Annotated in this window: 19 protein-coding genes; 7 read left to right on the top strand and 12 right to left on the bottom strand. The window is 67.7% G+C overall.

Annotated features, from left to right (window positions below; genetic code table 11):
* Positions 1-31: 31 nt before the first annotated feature.
* The 10 genes from ACIPIA_RS00920 to rpsF all read right to left on the bottom strand — a co-directional run bounded on the left by ACIPIA_RS00920 (position 32) and on the right by rpsF (position 9,681).
* Positions 32-772: an SDR family NAD(P)-dependent oxidoreductase gene (locus ACIPIA_RS00920; protein WP_400505776.1), complete on the bottom strand. Its 741-nt coding sequence runs from the start codon at positions 770-772 to the stop codon at positions 32-34.
* Positions 773-789: 17 nt separating this feature from the next.
* Positions 790-2,262, bottom strand: a complete 1,473-nt coding sequence (purF, locus tag ACIPIA_RS00925; protein WP_400505778.1) for an amidophosphoribosyltransferase — start codon at positions 2,260-2,262, stop codon at positions 790-792.
* Between the two features lie 39 nt (positions 2,263-2,301).
* Positions 2,302-2,919: a CvpA family protein gene (locus ACIPIA_RS00930; protein ID WP_400505780.1), complete on the bottom strand. Its 618-nt coding sequence runs from the start codon at positions 2,917-2,919 to the stop codon at positions 2,302-2,304.
* A gap of 106 nt (positions 2,920-3,025) precedes the next feature.
* Positions 3,026-4,426 carry a DNA repair protein RadA gene (gene radA / locus ACIPIA_RS00935; protein WP_400505782.1) on the bottom strand — a complete coding sequence of 467 codons (1,401 nt, stop codon included), beginning with the start codon at positions 4,424-4,426 and terminating at the stop codon, positions 3,026-3,028.
* Positions 4,426-5,553, bottom strand: coding sequence for an alanine racemase (gene alr, locus ACIPIA_RS00940; RefSeq protein ID WP_400505784.1), 1,128 nt, complete (start codon positions 5,551-5,553; stop codon positions 4,426-4,428). The genes radA and alr overlap by 1 nt, the downstream gene beginning before the upstream one ends.
* The gene (locus ACIPIA_RS00945) at positions 5,553-7,040 is read right to left on the bottom strand and encodes a replicative DNA helicase (protein ID WP_400505786.1); all 1,488 of its coding nucleotides are present in this window, start codon (positions 7,038-7,040) and stop codon (positions 5,553-5,555) included. The genes alr and ACIPIA_RS00945 overlap by 1 nt, the downstream gene beginning before the upstream one ends.
* Positions 7,041-7,258: 218 nt before the next feature.
* Positions 7,259-7,822, bottom strand: coding sequence for a 50S ribosomal protein L9 (gene rplI / locus ACIPIA_RS00950; protein WP_400505788.1), 564 nt, complete (start codon positions 7,820-7,822; stop codon positions 7,259-7,261).
* A gap of 49 nt (positions 7,823-7,871) precedes the next feature.
* Complete coding sequence (locus tag ACIPIA_RS00955) at positions 7,872-8,819, bottom strand: DUF2232 domain-containing protein (protein ID WP_400505790.1); 948 nt, start codon at positions 8,817-8,819, stop codon at positions 7,872-7,874.
* Between the two features lie 179 nt (positions 8,820-8,998).
* A complete protein-coding gene (gene rpsR, locus ACIPIA_RS00960) occupies positions 8,999-9,244 on the bottom strand; it encodes a 30S ribosomal protein S18 (protein WP_038367644.1) in 246 nt (81 codons plus the stop codon).
* A gap of 2 nt (positions 9,245-9,246) precedes the next feature.
* A complete protein-coding gene (gene rpsF / locus ACIPIA_RS00965; RefSeq protein WP_400505794.1) occupies positions 9,247-9,681 on the bottom strand; it encodes a 30S ribosomal protein S6 in 435 nt (144 codons plus the stop codon).
* A gap of 338 nt (positions 9,682-10,019) precedes the next feature.
* Between rpsF and fabD the strand changes: the two genes are divergently transcribed.
* From fabD to gmk, 7 genes are all read left to right on the top strand, one after another.
* Positions 10,020-10,964, top strand: coding sequence for an ACP S-malonyltransferase (gene fabD, locus ACIPIA_RS00970; protein WP_400505795.1), 945 nt, complete (start codon positions 10,020-10,022; stop codon positions 10,962-10,964).
* A 56-nt stretch (positions 10,965-11,020) separates the two neighbouring features.
* Positions 11,021-11,758, top strand: a complete 738-nt coding sequence (gene fabG, locus ACIPIA_RS00975) for a 3-oxoacyl-[acyl-carrier-protein] reductase (RefSeq protein WP_400505797.1) — start codon at positions 11,021-11,023, stop codon at positions 11,756-11,758.
* 259 nt (positions 11,759-12,017) lie between these two features.
* Positions 12,018-12,254 carry an acyl carrier protein gene (locus tag ACIPIA_RS00980; protein ID WP_149128804.1) on the top strand — a complete coding sequence of 79 codons (237 nt, stop codon included), beginning with the start codon at positions 12,018-12,020 and terminating at the stop codon, positions 12,252-12,254.
* Positions 12,255-12,309: 55 nt separating this feature from the next.
* Entirely contained in the window at positions 12,310-13,581 is a 1,272-nt protein-coding gene (fabF, locus tag ACIPIA_RS00985; protein ID WP_400505800.1) for a beta-ketoacyl-ACP synthase II, read from the top strand.
* Between the two features lie 205 nt (positions 13,582-13,786).
* Positions 13,787-15,130: an endolytic transglycosylase MltG gene (gene mltG / locus ACIPIA_RS00990; protein WP_400505802.1), complete on the top strand. Its 1,344-nt coding sequence runs from the start codon at positions 13,787-13,789 to the stop codon at positions 15,128-15,130.
* A gap of 137 nt (positions 15,131-15,267) precedes the next feature.
* Positions 15,268-16,134 carry a YicC/YloC family endoribonuclease gene (locus tag ACIPIA_RS00995; RefSeq protein WP_400505804.1) on the top strand — a complete coding sequence of 289 codons (867 nt, stop codon included), beginning with the start codon at positions 15,268-15,270 and terminating at the stop codon, positions 16,132-16,134.
* A 44-nt stretch (positions 16,135-16,178) separates the two neighbouring features.
* A complete protein-coding gene (gene gmk, locus ACIPIA_RS01000) occupies positions 16,179-16,790 on the top strand; it encodes a guanylate kinase (protein WP_400505809.1) in 612 nt (203 codons plus the stop codon).
* 46 nt (positions 16,791-16,836) lie between these two features.
* Here gmk and rsmA read toward each other — a convergent pair whose 3' ends face one another.
* Both rsmA and pdxA read right to left on the bottom strand, forming a co-directional pair.
* Positions 16,837-17,685 (bottom strand): 16S rRNA (adenine(1518)-N(6)/adenine(1519)-N(6))-dimethyltransferase RsmA, encoded by an 849-nt coding sequence (gene rsmA, locus ACIPIA_RS01005; RefSeq protein ID WP_400505806.1) that lies wholly within the window; start codon positions 17,683-17,685, stop codon positions 16,837-16,839.
* Positions 17,682-18,447: 4-hydroxythreonine-4-phosphate dehydrogenase PdxA (gene pdxA, locus ACIPIA_RS01010; protein WP_400505808.1), on the bottom strand; the 766-nt coding region annotated here is incomplete at its 5' end. The genes pdxA and rsmA, both read right to left, overlap by 4 nt.

Consider the following 18,447-nt stretch of genomic DNA (forward strand, 5'->3'; position numbering starts at 1 on the left):
GGCGCGGTCGGCGCTGCGCTGAGGCATTGGCTCAGGCCGGCAGCTGCGGCGTCAGCACCTTGCCCTGCGGGAAGTCGAAGATCTTGCCGCTCTCGGCCCAGTCCGGCGAGGCGATCCTGACCAGATGCGGCGCCAGATCCTCCGGCGTCTTCAGCGTCATCGGGTCTTCGCCGGGCATGGCCTCGGCCCGCATCTTGGTCCGCAGCGGCCCCGGATTGACCAGCATGACCTTGACCGGTGTCGTCGCCGTCTCGGCCGCGTAGGTGCGCCCAAGCGCCTCGACGGCGGCCTTGGAGACAGAATAGGGCCCCCAATAGGCGGTGCATTTGTGCGCGGCGCCGGAAGACATCAGCAGGACGCGGCCGGCATCGGAGGCGCGCAGCGCCGGATCGAGGGACTTGATCAGCCGCCAGTTCGCCGTGACGTTGGTGTCGAGCACCTTCGCCCAGTCCTTCTCGGTCTCATGGCTGAGGGGCGTGAGCGAGCCGAGGACCCCGGCATTGGCCAGCAGGATGTCGAGCTTGCCCCAGCGCTCCAGCAGGGCGGGGCCGAGCTTCTCGACGCCGCCGGCATCGCTGAGGTCGAGCGGCACCAGCGTCGCATTGCCCCCGAGTTCGCGGATCTCGTCGTCGAGCTCCTCGAGCGCGCCGGCCGTGCGCGCGAGCGCGATCACATGGGCGCCGGCGCGAGCGAAGGCCAGCGCGGCAGCGCGGCCGATGCCGCGCGAGGCGCCGGTGACGAGCGCGAGGCGCCCCTCGAGAGGCTTGGTCATGATCCGCTTCCGGTGGCTCAGCCGGCTTCGGCCAGCAGGGAGATCTGCTGCTTGGCGCTCTCGCCGATCACGTCGGTCAGCGAGGTCGGGTAATCGCCGGTGAAGCAGTGGTCGGTGAATTGCGGCCGGGTGGGATCGCGCCTCTCATGGCCCATGGCGCGGTACAGGCCGTCGACGGAGATGAAGGCGAGCGAGTCTGCGCCGACGAACTGCCGCATTTCCTCGAGGGAATGCGTGGCGGCGAGCAGCTTCTCGCGATCGGGCGTGTCGATGCCGTAATAGTCGGGATGGGTGATGGGCGGCGAGGAGATGCGGAAATGCACCTCGCGGGCGCCGGCCTCGCGCATCATCTTCACGATCTTGAACGAGGTGGTTCCGCGCACGATGGAATCATCGACCAGCACGACGCGCTTGCCCTCGACCACCGAGCGGTTGGCGGAATGCTTCAGCTTGACGCCGAGCTCGCGGACCTTCTGCGTCGGCTCGATGAAGGTGCGGCCGACATAGTGGTTGCGGATGATGCCGAGCTCGAACGGGATGCCGCTCGCCTGCGCATAGCCGAGCGCGGCCGGCACGCCGGAGTCCGGCACGGGCACGATGACGTCGGCATCGGCCGGCGATTCCTGCGCCAGAACCGCGCCCATGGCCTTGCGGCGCTCGTAGATGCTGCGGCCCTTCACGATTGAGTCCGGGCGGGCGAAATAGATGTACTCGAAGATGCAGGGTCGCTCCGGCACCGGCGGGAAGGGCTTGTGGCTCTCGATGCCGCTCTCGGAGATGATCACGACCTCGCCGTTCTCGACCTCGCGGACGAACTTGGCGCCGATGATGTCGAGCGCACAGGTCTCCGAGGTCAGGATCGGGCAGCCGTCGAGTTCGCCGAGCACCAGCGGACGGATGCCGAGGGGGTCCCGCGCTCCGATCAGCTTCTTGTTGGTGATGCCGACGAAGGCATAGGCGCCCTCGATCTGGCGGATCGCCTCGATGAAGCGCTCGACGAAGTTCTGCTTGCGGCTGCGGGCGACGAGATGAAGCAGCACCTCGGTGTCGGAGGTCGACTGATAGATCGCGCCGTCGCGGACGAGATTGCGCCGCAGCGTCAGGCCGTTGGTCAGGTTGCCGTTATGGGCTACTGCGAAACCGCCGCCATGCAGCTCCGCGAAGAGCGGCTGGACGTTGCGCAGGATGGTCTCGCCGGTCGTCGAGTAGCGGACATGGCCGATGGCCTGCTTGCCCTGAAGCTTGTCGATGACGCTGGCTTCCGAGAAGGCATCGCCCACCAGGCCGAGGCGGCGCTCGGAGTGGAAGCGGTTGCCGTCGAAGGAGACGATGCCTGCCGCCTCCTGGCCGCGGTGCTGGAGCGCATGCAGGCCGAGCGCCGTCAGCGCAGCCGCATCGGCATGGCCGAAGATGCCGAAGACGCCGCATTCCTCCCGCAGCCGGTCGGCGTTGGGGTCGAAGGCGGCCTCAGTCTCGGTTTGCGAGATCATGACGAGCTCCACGCGTGGGACGATAATTCTACGCGTCAATTAGGGACGTGTTGGGGCGGGCGCAACCGGTGCCGGCGTGGCCGGGTTACGCGGTTCCTCCGCCGGGGCCTCGGTGGCTTCCTCCGGCTTCTGCTTTTTCAGCAGGTTCTTGATGAAGTCGGCATTCACGTCCTGCGGCAGCATCGCCAGCAGCGAGCGCCCGGTCTCCTCCAGCACCGGCTTGGCCTTGGCGTCCTTCGCCCAGACCGGCATCTTTTCGTTGCCGACCAGCGCGGTGAAGAACATGTAGCCGATCACGGCGAGAAGCAGGCCGCGCGCGGCGCCGAAGACGAAGCCGAGCGTGCGGTCGAGCGCACCGATGCGCGAGTCGAGCACGAAGTCGGAAATCTTGGCCGTCACGATCGAGACGATGATGAGCGTGCCCAGGAACAGGGCGGCGATCGAGGCGACCAGCGCGATCGTATCCTGCGCCGAGCTGGCCGGAATGTATTGCTTCACGAAGGGCAGGAGCTGCGGGTGGAACACCCAGGCGACCGCTGCGGCGGCGACCCAGGAGGCGATTGCAAGCACTTCGCGCGTGAAGCCACGGACGGCCGCGAGCAAAGCAGAGATCAGAACCACGCCGATGACGACGAGATCGAGAATGGTGACAGGCATGGGAAGGCCGCTTTGCTGTGGTCTGGAGCCGGCCGGCCGCAACTGAGGTGGCCGTTTCGGCTTTGCTATACGCGTTCCCGCCCTCTGCGTCACCCTTCTGGCAAAGTCATTTCACATCTCTGCGAGGTGCGCGGGCGGCAATATCGGCAACGAGTTCCGTGACATGGCCGAAGCGGCGCAGATTGAGCCCGCCGCCATCGCCATGATCGGCACCTCCCGACGGCATCAGCGCCGCCTCGAAGCCGAGCTTGGCTGCCTCGCGCAAGCGGGCGGCCGTGACCGAGACCGGCCGAATCGCCCCGGAGAGCGCGATTTCTCCGAAATAGACGCCGTGCGGCGGCAGGGTCGCGCCGCTGAGCGAGGATACGAGCGCGGCCGCGACCGCAACGTCGGCTGCCGGCTCGTTGACGCGCAGGCCGCCTGCGACGTTGAGATAGACGTCGTGCTGACCGAGCCTGAGCCCGCCATGCGTCTCCAGAACCGCGAGCACCATGGCGAGACGGCTGTTCTCCCAGCCGACCACTGCGCGCCGCGGCGTGCCGAGCGCTGTCGGCGCGACCAGCGCCTGGATCTCGACCAGAACCGGCCGCGTGCCCTCGATTCCGGCAAAGACGGCAGCGCCCGGTGCCGGCTGGTCTCTGCCCGCGAGGAAGAGCGCCGAGGGATTGGTCACCTCCGAAAGGCCCTTGCCGGTCATCTCGAAGACGCCGATCTCGTCGGTCGGGCCGAAGCGGTTCTTCTGGCCGCGCAGGACGCGGAAGGCATGGGCGCCTTCACCCTCGAAGGAGAGCACCGCATCGACCATGTGCTCGACCACGCGCGGGCCGGCGATCTGGCCGTCCTTGGTCACGTGCCCGACAAGGATCAGGCAGACTCCGCTCGTCTTGGCGTAGCGGATCAGCGCCTGCGCCGAGCCGCGCACCTGCGTCACCGTGCCCGGCGCGCTCTCGACAGTGCCCGACCACATGGTCTGGATCGAGTCGATCACGACCAGGGACGGGCGCTGGCCCTCGCCGAGCGTCGCGACGATATCCTCGACATTGGTCTCGGCGGCGAGATCGACCGGTGCGTCGGCGAGCCCCATGCGCTCGGCCCGCAGCCGGACCTGCCCGGTCGATTCCTCGCCCGAGACGTAGACGACGCGCTTTCCGGCGTTGGCGAGCGCCGCGCAGGCCTGCATCAGCAGCGTCGACTTGCCGATGCCGGGATCTCCTCCGATCAGCAGCACCGAGCCGGGAACGAAGCCGCCGCCGGTCACGCGATCGAGTTCGCCGATGCCGGAGACGATGCGCGGCGCGTCCTGGGTCTCGCCCTTCAGCGTCTCCAGTGCGAAGACGCGGCCACGTGCCCGGCCGCCCGAGGAGGCGCGGCCGCCGCCGGGAACGGGGGCCACCTGCGCATCCTCGACCAGCGAGGACCAGGTCCCGCAGGCGTCGCACTTGCCCTGCCAGCGATGATAGACCGCGCCGCAGGCCTGGCAGTGATAGGTCGGACCGCGCTTGGCCATCAGCCGCCGATATAGCGGCGCTCGTAGCGCCGGCCGAGGCTGGTCAGGATCTCGTAGCCGATCGTCTTGGCGCCGGCGCCGACCGCTTCGAGATCGAGCGGGCCGCCGATCAGCGTCACGCTGGCGCCGCGCTGGGCCACGCTCGCCGGCACGTCCGTGACGTCGATGATGATCAGGTCCATCGAGACCGTGCCGACGAAGGGGCAGGGCACGCCGTCGAGCAGTGCCGAGCCGCCGGTCGAGGCATCGGTCCAGCTGCCGTTGCGCGGATAGCCGTCGGCATAGCCGAGGTTGATCGTGGCCAGCCTGCGCTTGCCCTTGGCGGTCCAGCGGCCGTTATAGCCGACCTGCGTACCGCTCTCGACCTCGCGAACCTGGATGATCTGCGCCTCCAGCCCGATCACGGGTTGCATCGGGTTCGGCTGCCCGGGCGTCGGGTTACCACCATAGAGCGCGTAGCCGGGCCGTGTGAGCTGGTAGGACGGGCAGTTGTCGAGGAAGTGGCCCGAGGAATTCATGAGCGAAGCCGGCAGCTCGGGCACGGCGGCGGCGATCTCGGCAAAAGCCGCGATCTGGCGGGCGTTGGCCGGGTCTGTGCTGTCCTCCGACGAGGCGAAATGGCTCATCAACAGGCCGACATCGGCCGCGGCGATCACGCCCGATTTCTCGCGGGCGAGGTTGAGCCCTTCGCCGGCCCAGAGGCCGAGCCGGTTCATCGCGGTATCGACATGCAGTGCGGCGGGCCGCGTCTTCGCGCCTGACTGCCGGAACGAGGCCCATTCCAGCAATTCCTCGTGCGAACCGAGGACGGGCGAGAGCGCATGCTCGGCATAGGCGCCGCAGGTGCCGGGCAGGAGCCCGTTCAGCACATAGACCGCCGCGTCCGGCGCCACCTTGCGCGCGCGAATGCCCTCCGAGACATGCGCCACGAAGAAGTTCTTGCAGCCGGCCTTCGCCAGCGCGGTGGCGGTCGGTTCGATCCCGAGGCCGTAGGCGTCAGCCTTGACGACCGCGCCCGCCTCCGTGCCCGCGCGCTTGCCGAGCAGGCGCCAGTTCGAAACCAGCGCGCCGAGGTCGATGGTCAGTGTCGCGCCGGAGGCGCCGGTGTCGGGCTGGACTGCAGGCATCATTCGCGATCCGGAAGGCGGAGGTCGTCGGCACGGTCGGAGAAGCGCGTCACGTCGGCGTCGAACTGCAGGGCGACGGCGCCGGTCGGGCCGTGACGCTGCTTGCCGATGATGAGCTCGGCGACGCCGTGGGCCGCCTCCATCTCGATCTGCCACTTGTTGTGCTCTTCGGTGCCGGGGCGCGGCTCCTTGCCCTTGAGGTAGTACTCCTCGCGGTAGACGAACATCACGACGTCGGCGTCCTGCTCGATCGAACCGGATTCGCGCAGGTCCGATAGCTGCGGCCGCTTGTCGTCGCGATTCTCGACCTGGCGCGAGAGCTGGGAGAGGGCGATGATCGGGACGTTGAGCTCCTTGGCCAGCGCCTTGAGGCTGGTCGTGATCTCGGTCAGCTCCTGCACGCGGTTCTGGCCGGCCTTGGCCGAGCCGGAGAGGAGCTGCAGGTAATCGATGAAGAGGACGTCTAGCCCCTTCTGGCGCTTCAGGCGCCGGGCGCGCGCCATCAGCTGCGCGATCGAGATGCCGCCGGTCTGGTCGATATAGAGCGGCAGCTTCTCGATCTGCGCGGCGACGTCGGTCAGCCTCGCGAAATCGCCCTCGGTGATGCGGCCCTGCCTGATCTTGTAGGAGGAGATGCTCGACTGCTCGGCGACGATACGGGTCGCGAGCTGGTCGGCCGACATTTCGAGCGAGAAGAAGCCGACGATTCCGCCATCGACCGACTTGATCGTGCCGTCCTCCTGCCGCTCGCCGCGCCAGGCCTTGGCGATGTTGAAGGCGATGTTGGTCGCGAGCGAGGTCTTGCCCATGGCGGGGCGGCCGGCGAGGACGAGAAGGTCGGAGCGCTGCAGGCCGCCCATGCGCTGGTCGACGTCGCGCAGGCCGGTCGAGATGCCGGAGAGGCCGCCGGCGCGCTGATATGCGCTCGCGGCCATGTCGATTGCGAGGCGCAGCGCCCCGTCGAATTTCTGGAAGCCGCCCTCGTAGCGGCCCTTTTCGGCGAGTTCGTAGAGCTTGCGCTCCGCTTCCTCGATCTGCTCGCGCGGCGCCATCTCGACGGGCGCGTCATAGGCGACGTTCACGAGATCCTCACCGACGCCGATGAGCTGGCGGCGCACGGCAAGGTCGTAGATCGTGCGGCCGTAGTCGCCGGCATTGATGACGGTCGTCGCCTCGGCGGCGAGGCGGGCGAGGTACTGGCTCGGCGTGATCTCGCCGAGGTCGAGATCGTTGACGAAGGTCTTGAGCGTGATAGGCGTCGCGATCTTGCCGGCGCGGATCAGGCTCGCCGTCAGCTCGAAGACGCGCTGGTGGATCGGCTCGAAGAAATGGTCGGACAGCAGGAAGTCCGAGACGCGATAGAAGGCGTCGTTGTTGACGAGGATCGCGCCAAGCAGCGCCTGCTCGGCCTCGATGTTGTGAGGCTGGACGCGGAATTCCGCCTCACGATTGTCGAGGCGTGCGACGAGGGCTGTAGCGGTGGCCATGGCCGTCCCGATAAATCAAGGCTGGTTGAATCTTCAAGCCGACAGTTTGCCGCTTGCGCGCATATGGCCACAGCGACTCTGTCGGGAATGGCCTAGATTAACACTTTGTCAGCCAACGCCAGCAGGCAAATGCGGTTACCCCCGCTCTCCAGAGGCCGGAAACGAAAAAGGCGCCGTGTTGCCACGGCGCCCTTGACTCGCTTGGGGAGCTGTAAGGCTCAGCGCTCGTCGTCGCCGGCCTCGGCCAGCGCCGCGCCGACCTCGAGCCCGAGATCGTCGAGATCGAACTCCTCGCGGGCGGTGACGTTCTCGCCGGCGGCCTGACGATGGGCCTCTTCGGCCGAACGGGCGACGTTGACGGTGATCGTGACCGCGACTTCCGGGTGCAGCACGACCGGGACGGTGTGCAGGCCGAGCGTCTTGATCGGGGTGTTCAGGGTCACCTGGCCGCGCGAGACGTTGAAGCCGTCCTTGGTCAGGGCCTCGGCGATGTCACGGGTCGAGACCGAGCCATAGAGCACGCCGGATTCACCCGACTGGCGCAGGATCGTGACGCTCTGGCCGTCGAGGCGCTCGGCGACGGCGTCGGCCTCGGACTTCAGCTCGAGGTTGCGGGTCTCGAGCTCGAGCTTCTGGCTCTCGAAGCGCTTCTTGTTGTCCTCGGTGGCGCGCAGGGCCTTGCCGCGGGCGAGCAGGTAGTTGCGGCCGAAGCCGTCACGGACCTTAACGATGTCGCCCATCTGGCCGAGCTTGGCGACGCGCTCGAGCAGGATAACTTCCATTGGTCTTCTCCTTGATCTGTCTAGGCTTGGATCTGTCTAGGCTTGAGTTTCAGGAACGGGTAGGCGGAGGCGGCAGCGCGGCCCGCCTGCGCAGGCCGAGAAGCGTATCGACGAGGCCGATGACCGCCAGCAGCGGCGTCAGCACGGCCTGCATCACGATGAGCGCGACATAGACCGAAACCAGCATCGGCAGCCGCCAGGGGCGGCCGCGCGAGATGTCGTGCAGAAGGCACAGCCCACTGAACATGAAGGCGGCGAACAGCGCGCCGGCCAGCGCCGTCGCGGCGACACCGATGAAGCCGCCGGTCATGGCGATCACGCCCGAGGCGATCAGCAGCAGCAGCGCCTGCCGCGGCAGCGCCGTCGACGGGATGAACGGCCATGGGCGCGGCAGCCGGTCGGACATCTTCACGGTGCGGGCCGCCAGCCAGAGATTGGCGGTGATGGTGGTGACGAAGGAGGCACCGATGCCGAGCGGCACGGCCGGCGCGAGGCTCTGCGCGAGCTCCTTCACCTGGACGTCGGCAGGCAGCGCGATCAGCTTGCCGCGCACCATCTCGTTCAGCAGGTTCTCGATCATGCGCGAGATCACCGAACGATAGGTCTCGTAGTCGGTGGTCATCACCAGCGCGCTGCCGACGGTGGCGAGCGCCGCGGTCGCGGCGATCCACAGCATCAGGTTGCCGAGCGGGTACCACTCCACGTTGCCCTGCGCATCGCCGCGGGCGAGCAGGGCAAGATAGGCAATCCACCAGGCCGGCAGGCCGATGATCAGCGCGAAAGCGACGCCTCCCGTCGGCGCGAGGGCGACTGCGACGGCGAGCGCACCGGCAGCCGTGGCGAACAGCCCGGAGCGGTGGTTCCAGCCGAGAGAGGCGATGAAGATCGGGAGGGGGGCGGCAGAATACAGCAATGCCGCCAGCGGCGATCCTGTGATCACCACTGAGAAGAGCAGGGCCGAAACGAGGCCCGCGCCGATGCCGACAATCGGAATCATGCGTCCGTCCTGCTGTCCCGCTGCTCGCAGGCCTTCTGGCCCGGCAGGGTGAGAGGCTTCTGGCCTCAACAAACCCGAGGGAGTTTCACCGCCGGGCGACTGGTTGATCTTGAAAGCGAGAACCGGAGGCGCGGGGAGCGCCTCCGGGATTTGTCAGTATCCGGAACCGGATGAACGGATCAGCGGATGACGTAGGGCAGCAGGCCGAGGAAGCGGGCGCGCTTGATCGCCTGGGCGAGCTCGCGCTGCTTCTTGGCAGAGACAGCCGTGATGCGGGACGGGACGATCTTGCCGCGCTCGGAGATGTAGCGCGAGAGCAGACGCACGTCCTTGTAGTCGATCTTCGGGGCGCCTTCGCCCGAGAAGGGGCAGGACTTGCGGCGGCGGAAGAAGGGGCGGCGGGCGCCAGCGGATGCAGTCGACATTCTCAGGCCTCCGCTTCGGCGGTTTCGGTGGTGGCTTCGTCTTCACGACGCGGACGGTCGCGGCGCGGGCCACGCTCGAAACGGTCGCCGCCACGCTCCGGACGGTCGTCGCGGTCACGCTTCTGCAGCATGGCCGACGGACCTTCCTCGAGCTCCTCGACCTTGACGGTCATGAAGCGCAGGATGTCCTCGTTGATGCGCATCTGGCGCTCCATCTCCAGCACGGCGGCGGAGGGAGCCTCGATGTTCAGCAGCGTGTAGTGCGCCTTGCGGTTCTTCTTGATGCGGTAGCCGAGGGACTTGACGCCCCAGTACTCGACCTTGCGGATGGCGCCGCCATTCGCTTCGATCACGCCCTTGAACTGCTCGACAAGAGCTTCGACCTGCTGCGCGCTGACATCCTGCCGCGCGAGCAGCACATGCTCGTACAATGCCATATGTGGCCTTCCTTGTTTCACCCTGCTTCGTCCGGCGCGGAGCCCTCCGAGCCCTGGATAAGGCCCGACAGGATTTCATTCGAAGGCGGAGACACGGGATGACGGTTCGGGAAACGAGCCTGCGCCGATCCTTGCGGACATGCGCCATCCGTTCAGCCTCCGGCCGAACAAGCAGGAGGCGGTCGTTACAGCGTCCGGCGCGGCATGGCAACCGGAATCTGGTGCGGAAGGCCGCCTGGGTAGCGGAAAATTCATGCGCTACGCTTGACTTGGCGGCGGAACCGATGTGACAGCCCCGTCATATAAGACCAATGGTGAAGACCGGGGCGTTTCATAGCATGACCACAGCGTTCATCTTTCCGGGCCAGGGCTCGCAGGCGGTCGGCATGGGCAAGAGCCTGGCCGAAAACTTTCCCGTCGCGAAGTCGGTCTTCGACGAGGTCGATGCGGCGCTGTCGCAGAAGCTCTCGGCGGTGATGTGGGATGGTCCTTCCGAGGAGCTGACCCTGACGGCCAACGCCCAGCCGGCGCTGATGGCCGTCAGCCTCGCGGTGGTGCGCGTGCTGGAGGCCGAGGCCGGGCTCGATCTCAGGCGTGATGCCGCCTTCGTCGCCGGCCACTCCCTCGGCGAGTACTCGGCGCTGGCCGCAGCCGGCACCTTCTCGATCGCCGATGCGGCCCGGCTGCTGCGCATCCGCGGCGATGCCATGCAGAAGGCGGTTCCGGCCGGGCAGGGCGCGATGGCAGCTCTCCTCGGAGCCGAGCTCGACCAGGCCCGCGCGATCGCGACCGATGCCGCGCAGGGCGAGGTCTGCGAGGCGGCCAACGACAATGGCGGCGGCCAGGTCGTGCTGTCCGGCGCCAGGGCGGCGGTCGAGCGCGCGATCGCGCTGGCCGGCGAGCGCGGCGTCAAGCGCGCCATGCTGCTGCCGGTCTCCGCTCCGTTCCATTGCGCCCTGATGCAGCCGGCAGCCGACGCGATGCGCGATGCGCTCGCCAAGGTCGCGATGCAGGCTCCTGTCGTCCCTGTCATGGCCAATGTCGGCGCCGCGCCGTTGAGCGCTCCGGACGCGATCCGGGATTCGCTTGTCGCGCAGGTCACCGGCACTGTGCGCTGGCGTGAATGCGTCCAGGCGATGGCCGCCGCCGGCGTGACCGATTTCGTCGAGCTCGGCAGCGGAAAGGTGCTCGCCGGGCTGGTGAAACGCATCGTCGCCGGCTCCGCGCCGGTGTCGATCGGTACGGCCGAGGATATCGCCACCTATAAGGCCCGCGGCGCCTGACGGCGCGGGTCCGGAACGGATAAAAGACCGGCAGGATGCCGGAAAAGGGAGCGAACATGTTTGATCTGACCGGCCGCAAGGCCCTGGTCACCGGCGCGACCGGTGGCCTCGGCGGTGCCATCGCGCGGACTCTGCATGCGCAAGGTGCGAGCGTCGCGATTTCCGGGACCCGCGCCGAGGCGCTGGAGGCGCTTGCGGGCGAGCTCGGGGAGCGTGTCGTCGTGGCGCCCTGCAACCTTTCGGACAAGGATTCGGTCGAGGCGCTGGTGCCGACGGCCGAGGAAAAGCTCGGTGGGCTCGACATTCTCGTCAACAATGCCGGCATCACCCGCGATAACCTGTTCCTGCGCCTGAAGGACGAGGACTGGGACGGCGTGCTCGCCGTCAACCTGACCGCGGCCTTCCGCCTCTCGCGCGCGGCCGTGAAGTCGATGATGCGCAAGCGCTACGGTCGAATCGTCTCGATCGGCTCGGTCGTCGGCACGACGGGCAATCCCGGGCAGGGCAACTATGCCGCGGCCAAGGCCGGCCTGATCGGCATGTCGAAGGCGCTCGCCGCCGAGGTCGCCAGCCGAAACATCACCGTCAACGTGGTCGCGCCCGGCTTCATCGAGTCGCCCATGACGCAGGCGCTGAACGAGAAGCAGCGCGAGAGCATTCTCTCCGATGTGCCGATGGGCAGGCTGGGTGCGGGGGCGGACATCGCCGCGGCGGTTGCCTTCCTTGCCAGCGCCGAGGCCGGCTACGTCACCGGCCAGACCCTGCATGTCAACGGCGGAATGGCAATGATCTAGGGCGCTTAGCGCCATTTCTAGATTGGTTTTGATAACGTTGCGGCGCACTCGCCAGCCTTGAAAGGTTGTGTTAACTAGCGCCGTCGCGCTGCTGGCGAGCCAGCCGAGGGGACTTGACGAAACCCCGGTTGTTGCGTTTTTGCAGGCTTCGAGCTTTCCGGATCGCGGACATCGTCACGATGGCGCGGCGGCTCGGAATGAAAGTCCCTAATACGCGTCGCGCTCTGCGATGCGTTTTCAGTTTCTAAGGAAGAGACTCATGAGCGATGTCGCCGAGCGCGTGAAGAAGATCGTGGTCGAGCACCTCGGCGTCGAGCCCGAGAAGGTTGTCGATGGCGCCAACTTCATTGAAGACCTGGGTGCGGACAGCCTCGACACCGTCGAGCTCGTGATGGCCTTCGAGGAAGAGTTCGGCGTCGAGATCCCGGACGATGCGGCTGAGACGATCGTGACGGTCGGCGATGCCGTGAAGTTCCTTTCGGCAAAGAGCGCCTGATCGGCCCCAAGGGCTGATCGACGCAGAAAGCACCATGGCTTCTCGCAGTTTTCCGATGCGACGCGTTGTCGTGACCGGACTCGGCATGGTGACGCCGCTCGCTTGCGGCGTCGAGCCGACCTGGGCGCGTCTCCTTGCCGGCGCCAGCGGCGCCGGCCCCATCACCAGCTTCGACGCCAGCGACCTGCCGGCGCAGATCGCCTGCAACATCCCGCGGGGTGACGGCAGCGACGGGACCTATAATCCCGATGACTGGATGGAGCCGAAGGAGCAGCGCAAGGTCGACGAATTCATCGTCTTCGCGATGGCTGCGGCCACGCAGGCGCTGAAGGACGCCGGCTGGAAGCCGGAAAGCTACGAGGACCAGATCCGGACCGGTGTCGCCATCGGTTCCGGCATCGGCGGGCTAGGGGGCATCTACGAGGGCTCCCTCCTGCTCAAGGAGCGTGGGCCGCGCCGGCTCTCGCCCTTCTTTATTCCGGGGCGCCTGATCAACCTGGCGTCGGGCTATGTCTCGATCGAGCACGGGCTGAAGGGCCCCAACCATGCGGCCGTGACGGCCTGCTCGACGGGTGCGCATGCCATCGGCGACGCCTCGCGCATGATCGCGCTCGGTGATGCCGACGTGATGGTCGCAGGTGGCGCGGAGTCGGCGATCAACCGCATCGGCATCGCGGGGTTCTGCGCCTGCCGCGCGCTCTCCACCGGTTTCAACGACACGCCCGAGAAGGCTTCGCGCCCCTATGACAAGGACCGTGACGGCTTCGTCATGGGCGAGGGCGCGGGCGTCGTCGTGCTCGAGGAGCTCGAGCACGCCCTGGCTCGCGGGGCGCAGATCTATGCCGAGGTCCTGGGCTACGGCATGTCGGGCGATGCCTACCACATCACGTCGCCGGCCGAGGATGGCGACGGCGCCTATCGCTGCATGCAGGCGGCGCTTGGCCGTGCCGGAATCACCGCGGGCGATCTCGACTACATCAACGCGCACGGCACCTCGACGCCGCTGGGCGACGAGATCGAGCTGCGCGCCGTCGAGCGCCTCCTGGCGAATGCTCCGAAGCGGCCTTCGATGTCCTCGACCAAGTCGGCGACGGGACATCTGCTTGGCGCGGCCGGTGCGATCGAGGCGATCTTCACCGTGCTCGCGATCCGCGACCAGATCGCGCCGCCGACGATCAATCTCGACAATCCCTCCGTCGAGACCGAGATCGACCTCGTTCCGCATGTCGCCCGCAAGCGCGAGATCGACTACGCCCTGTCGAATTCCTTCGGCTTCGGCGGCACCAACGCCTCGCTTGTTATGCGGCGCTATCACCCTGGCGGCTGACCTGAACGGGTCAGCGCCGTTTTGCCATAATGTTGGGTAGAGTCTGCCGGCAACGTCGGCGAGTGCGTGATTCCGCGTTCACAGCCGCGAGGAAACCGGCTCTAATGCGGCGGCTGTCGCCAGATGTGCCCGGTTGCCCGTCAGGCCCGGCGCGCGGGCTCAACCGAGCCGAGATCGTCTACCCCGTGCTGCGAGCGTCTTGATCGTGAATGATACGCCCCGCGTCGCCCCGAAGAGTCCGAGCGAGGCCCTCAAGCCCGTAGCGCCGCCTGCGCCGCCGCCGAAGGTGCGGCGTCGCCGCCGCAGCCCTTTCCTGTCGATGCTGAGCGGCCTGTTCACCGTCGCGCTGGTCGGTGCGGGCGTCATTGGCGCCGGCATCGCGATCGTCTCGAACCAGAGCAAGGCACCGGGGCCGCTTGCGAGCGACCGCGTCCTCATCATTCCGAAGGACAGCGGTCTGACCGAGATTACCGAGCTGCTCCAGCGCGAGGGCCTGATCGAGCACCCGCTCAGCTTCCGCATCGCCACGATCATGGGCGGCGACTGGCACAAGCTCCAGGCTGGCGAGTACCTGTTCAAGGCCCGGGTCAGCCCGCAGGAAATCCTCGGCATCATCTCCAGCGGCAAGGTGGTCGAGCACTCCATCACCGTCCCTGAGGGGCTGACGAGCGAGCAGATCGTCGCGCGTCTGCGCGACAACGAGCTTCTTACGGGCGAGATCGCCCAGGTTCCGAAGGAGGGCTCGATCCTCCCGGACACCTATCGCTTCCCGCGCGGCTTCTCGCGTCAGGCGATCATCGACCGGATGGCGCGCGACCAGCGCGTGGTCCTCAACCGGATCTGGGAGCGCCGCCCCGCCGACCTGCCGGTCAAGACGCCGCAGGACCTCGTCATCCTCGCCTCGATCGTCGAGAAGGAAACCGGTCGCGCCGACGAGCGCCCGCGCGTCGCAGGCGTCTTCATCAATCGGCTGAACCAGAAGATGAAGCTGCAATCCGATCCGACGATCGTCTACGGCATCGTCGGCGGCAAGGGCACGCTCGGCCGCCCGATCCAGCGCAACGAGATCACGCAGGCGACGCCTTACAACACCTATGTCATCACCGGCCTGCCGCCGGGGCCGATCGCCAATCCCGGCCGCGCCGCCATGGAGGCGGTGGTCAATCATTCGCGGACGAAGGAGCTGTATTTCGTCGCGGATGGCAGCGGCGGCCACGCCTTCGCCGAGACGCTGGACCAGCACAACCGCAATGTCGGCCGCTGGCGCCAGATCGAGACGACGCGCAGCCAGCAGCAGGGCGGCAAGCCCTCGGGCGACACGGTCGACAAGGTCGAGCCGCCGGCCGGGCCCGATAATCGCACCGAAGCGCCTGGCTCGATGCAGCCGGGCGGCGACAATGCCGGCATGCCCGTCGCCCAGCCCGCGGGTGCCGTGGCTGGAACCCGGGCCCGCGCGTTCGATGCCTCGGAAGGCACGGCGCGCGATCCGCTGCTCAACAAGAGCTTCGATCTGAACTCGCCTAAGCAGGTCCCGCAGCTCAAGCCCTGAGTCGCCGCCTCCGGCAGGCGCTTCATCCCCATTTTCCGCTGCGGTTGTGCTTGCCGCGGCGGGAGCACGCCACTACGGTCCGGCCCCATCGCAACGGAGGCGGCAAGGGGCACGGCACCGCTATGGCCATCGAGAGCATGACGGGCTTTGCCCGCGCTGCAGGGACAGCCGGCATTCATGGCTGGGCCTGGGAGATCCGTAGCGTCAACGGGCGCGGCCTGGATCTCCGTGTCCGCGTCCCACCCGGTTTCGAGGCCGTCGCCGAAGCCGCGCGCAAGCGTCTCGCCGGCGCCTTCTCGCGCGGCACATTGCACGTCAACCTGTCCGTCACCAGCGATGCCGGCCCGCCGCGTCCGCGGATCAACGAGGCGGTGCTGACCGCGCTGCTGCAGGCGGTCGAGCGGCTGCCGCCGGCTGCCGGCATCAATCCGCCATCCTATGACGGGCTGCTCGGCATCCGCGGCGTCGTCGAGTTTGCCGACGAGGCTCAGGACATTCTCGGTACGGTCGAGGCTCCGGCCCTCGCCGGGCTGGAGGCTGCCGCTCTGTCGCTCAAGGAGGCCCGCGCCGCCGAAGGGCGCGCACTCGAGGCGATCCTCCTTGGCCATCTCGAAACAATCGCCCGCCTGGCCAGCGAGGCCGAGCAGCATCCGGCGCGCAGCAGCGAGGCGATCCGGGCGCGGATCTCGGCGCAGGTCGAGGCGCTTCTCGGCGCCAGCAACGGCTTCGATCCGCAGCGTCTCCACCAGGAGGCTGCGCTGCTCGCCGTGCGCGCGGATATCCGCGAGGAGATCGACCGCCTGCATGCTCATGTCGCCGCGCTGCGCGAGCTCCTGGCGAAGGGCGGCCCGATCGGCCGCAAGCTCGATTTCCTGGCGCAGGAATTCGGCCGCGAGGCGTCGACGCTCTGCGCCAAGGCCAACGACCCCGGCCTGTCGCGCATCGGCCTGGAGCTGCGCACGGTGGTCGACCAGATGCGCGAGCAAGTTCAGAACGTGGAGTGAGAGTCTTGATCGCCGAACCGACCCGCCCGGCCCGGCGTGGCCTGATGCTGATCCTGTCGTCGCCGTCAGGCGCCGGCAAATCGACGCTGACCCGCAACCTCTGCCAGCGCGAGACGAATATCGACCTGTCCGTCTCGGTGACGACGCGCGAGCGGCGGCCCTCGGAAATCGATGGCGTCCATTACCGCTTCATCGATCGCGATACCTTCGAGGCGCTGCGGGACCATGACGACCTGCTCGAATGGGCCGAGGTGCACGGCAACTGCTATGGCACGCCGCGCAAGCCGGTCGAGGCTGCGCTGGCGCGCGGTCGCGATGTGCTGTTCGACATCGACTGGCAGGGCACCATGCAGATCGTCGAGAAGGCGCGGGAGGACGTCGTGACGATCTTCATCCTGCCGCCCTCGATGGCGGAACTGCGCTCGCGGCTGGTGCGCCGCGCAGAGGACGCGCCGGACGTGATCGCAAAGCGGCTCGGCAACGCGCGTTCCGAGATCGCGCGCTGGGAAAAATACGACTACGTCATCGTCAATGACGACCTGAACGACGCCTATGACTCGATCAAGGCCATCCTCACCGCCGAGCGGCTGAAGCGCAGCCGCTCGATCGGCCTCGCCGACTTCGTCGAAGGCCTGCTCGACGAGGCCATGCCCTGAACGGCGCGTCGCTGTCGCGGGGGCAGCGGGCCCGCCGAAGCCGGGCCTAGCGGAGCGCGCCGAGCGCGTTCGCCAGCGCGATGAAGCCGGAAACCGGTATCTCCTCGGCGCGGGCCGTCTCGGCCAGGCCTGCGGCCGCGATGATCGGAGCCGGGTCGGGCAGCACGGCCTTGAGGCTCTGCCGCAGCATCTTGCGCCGTTGTCCGAAGGCCGCGAGGGTGACGCGTTCGAGCAGGCGCCTGTCGCAAGGCTCCGGCCGTTCCCGCGGGATGAGCTGGACGATCGATGAGGTGATCTTCGGCGGCGGCACGAAGGCGCTGCGCGGCACGTCGAACAGGATCTTCGTCTCGCAGCGCCAGTTCGACAGCACCGCCAGCCGGCCGTAATCCGCACGCTGTTCCGGCGTGGCGACGATCCGCTCGGCAACCTCTCGCTGGAACATCAGTGTCAGCGAGCTCCACCAGGACGGCCAGGGTTCCAGGCTGAGCCAGCCGACGAGCAGCGGGGTTCCGATATTGTAGGGAAGGTTCGCGACGATCTTGGCCCGCTGGCCGCTGAGATAGGGCGACAGATCGACAGCAAGGGCATCGCCGTCGATGACTTCGAGCCGGCCCGGATAACGCGCGGCAATCTCGGCCAGCGCCGGCAGGCAGCGCCGATCGCGCTCGATCGCGATCACCCGTCCGGCGCCGTTGGCGAGCAGTGCCCGTGTGAGGCCGCCGGGGCCCGGGCCGATCTCGACCACGGTCTCCCCGTCGAGCGGGCCGGCCGCCCTTGCGATGCGGCCGGTCAGGTTCAGGTCGAACAGGAAGTTCTGTCCGAGCGCCTTCTGCGCCATCAGGCCGTGACGCTCGACGACGTCGCGAAGTGGCGGCAAATCGTCGATCTGGCTCATGATGCGGCAGCCTGCATTTGGCCTCCGGCCATCCGCGCCGCGAGCTTCAGTGCTGCGCAGAGGCTGTCGGGCCTGGCGATTCCCTTGCCGGCGATATCGAATGCGGTGCCATGATCCGGCGATGTCCGGACGAACGGCAGGCCTAGCGTGACGTTCACGCCCTCGTCGAAGGCGATGGTCTTGATCGGGATCAGCCCTTGGTCGTGATACATCGCCAGTGCCGCGTCGTAGCCGCTGCGCGCGCGAGCATGGAACATCGTATCCGCGGGATAGGGGCCGCGCACATCGATGCCTTCCGCCCGCAGCCTGGCGATGGCGGGCCCGATCACGGTCGTCTCCTCGTCACCCATCGCGCCGCTCTCGCCGGCATGGGGATTCAGGCCGCTCAGGGCAAGGCGCGGCGCGGCGATGCCGAAGCGAGACCGCAGTTCCGCTGCAACGATGCGTGCCGTCGCAACGATGAGATCGGCCGTCAGCAATTCCGGCACGCGCCGCAGCGGTTCATGGATCGTCACGGGCACCACCGCCAGCTCCTCGCACCAGAGCATCATCACCGGCAGTGGCACCTCGCCGCCCCGGGCCGCGAGGTGAGCCAGATATTCGGTATGGCCGGGGTGGCGGAAGCCGGCTTCGTAGAGCACGGATTTGGCGATCGGGTTGGTCACGACAGCTCCCGCCCTGCCTGCGGTTGTCGCGGCGACGGCGATGTCGATCGAGGCGATCGTAGCGGAGGCGGTGGCGGCGTCCGGGCGCCCAGGGGCA

Origin of the sequence: Allobosea sp. CER48 (genome assembly GCF_044752385.1) — a bacterium.
Lineage (GTDB): Bacteria > Pseudomonadota > Alphaproteobacteria > Rhizobiales > Beijerinckiaceae > Allobosea.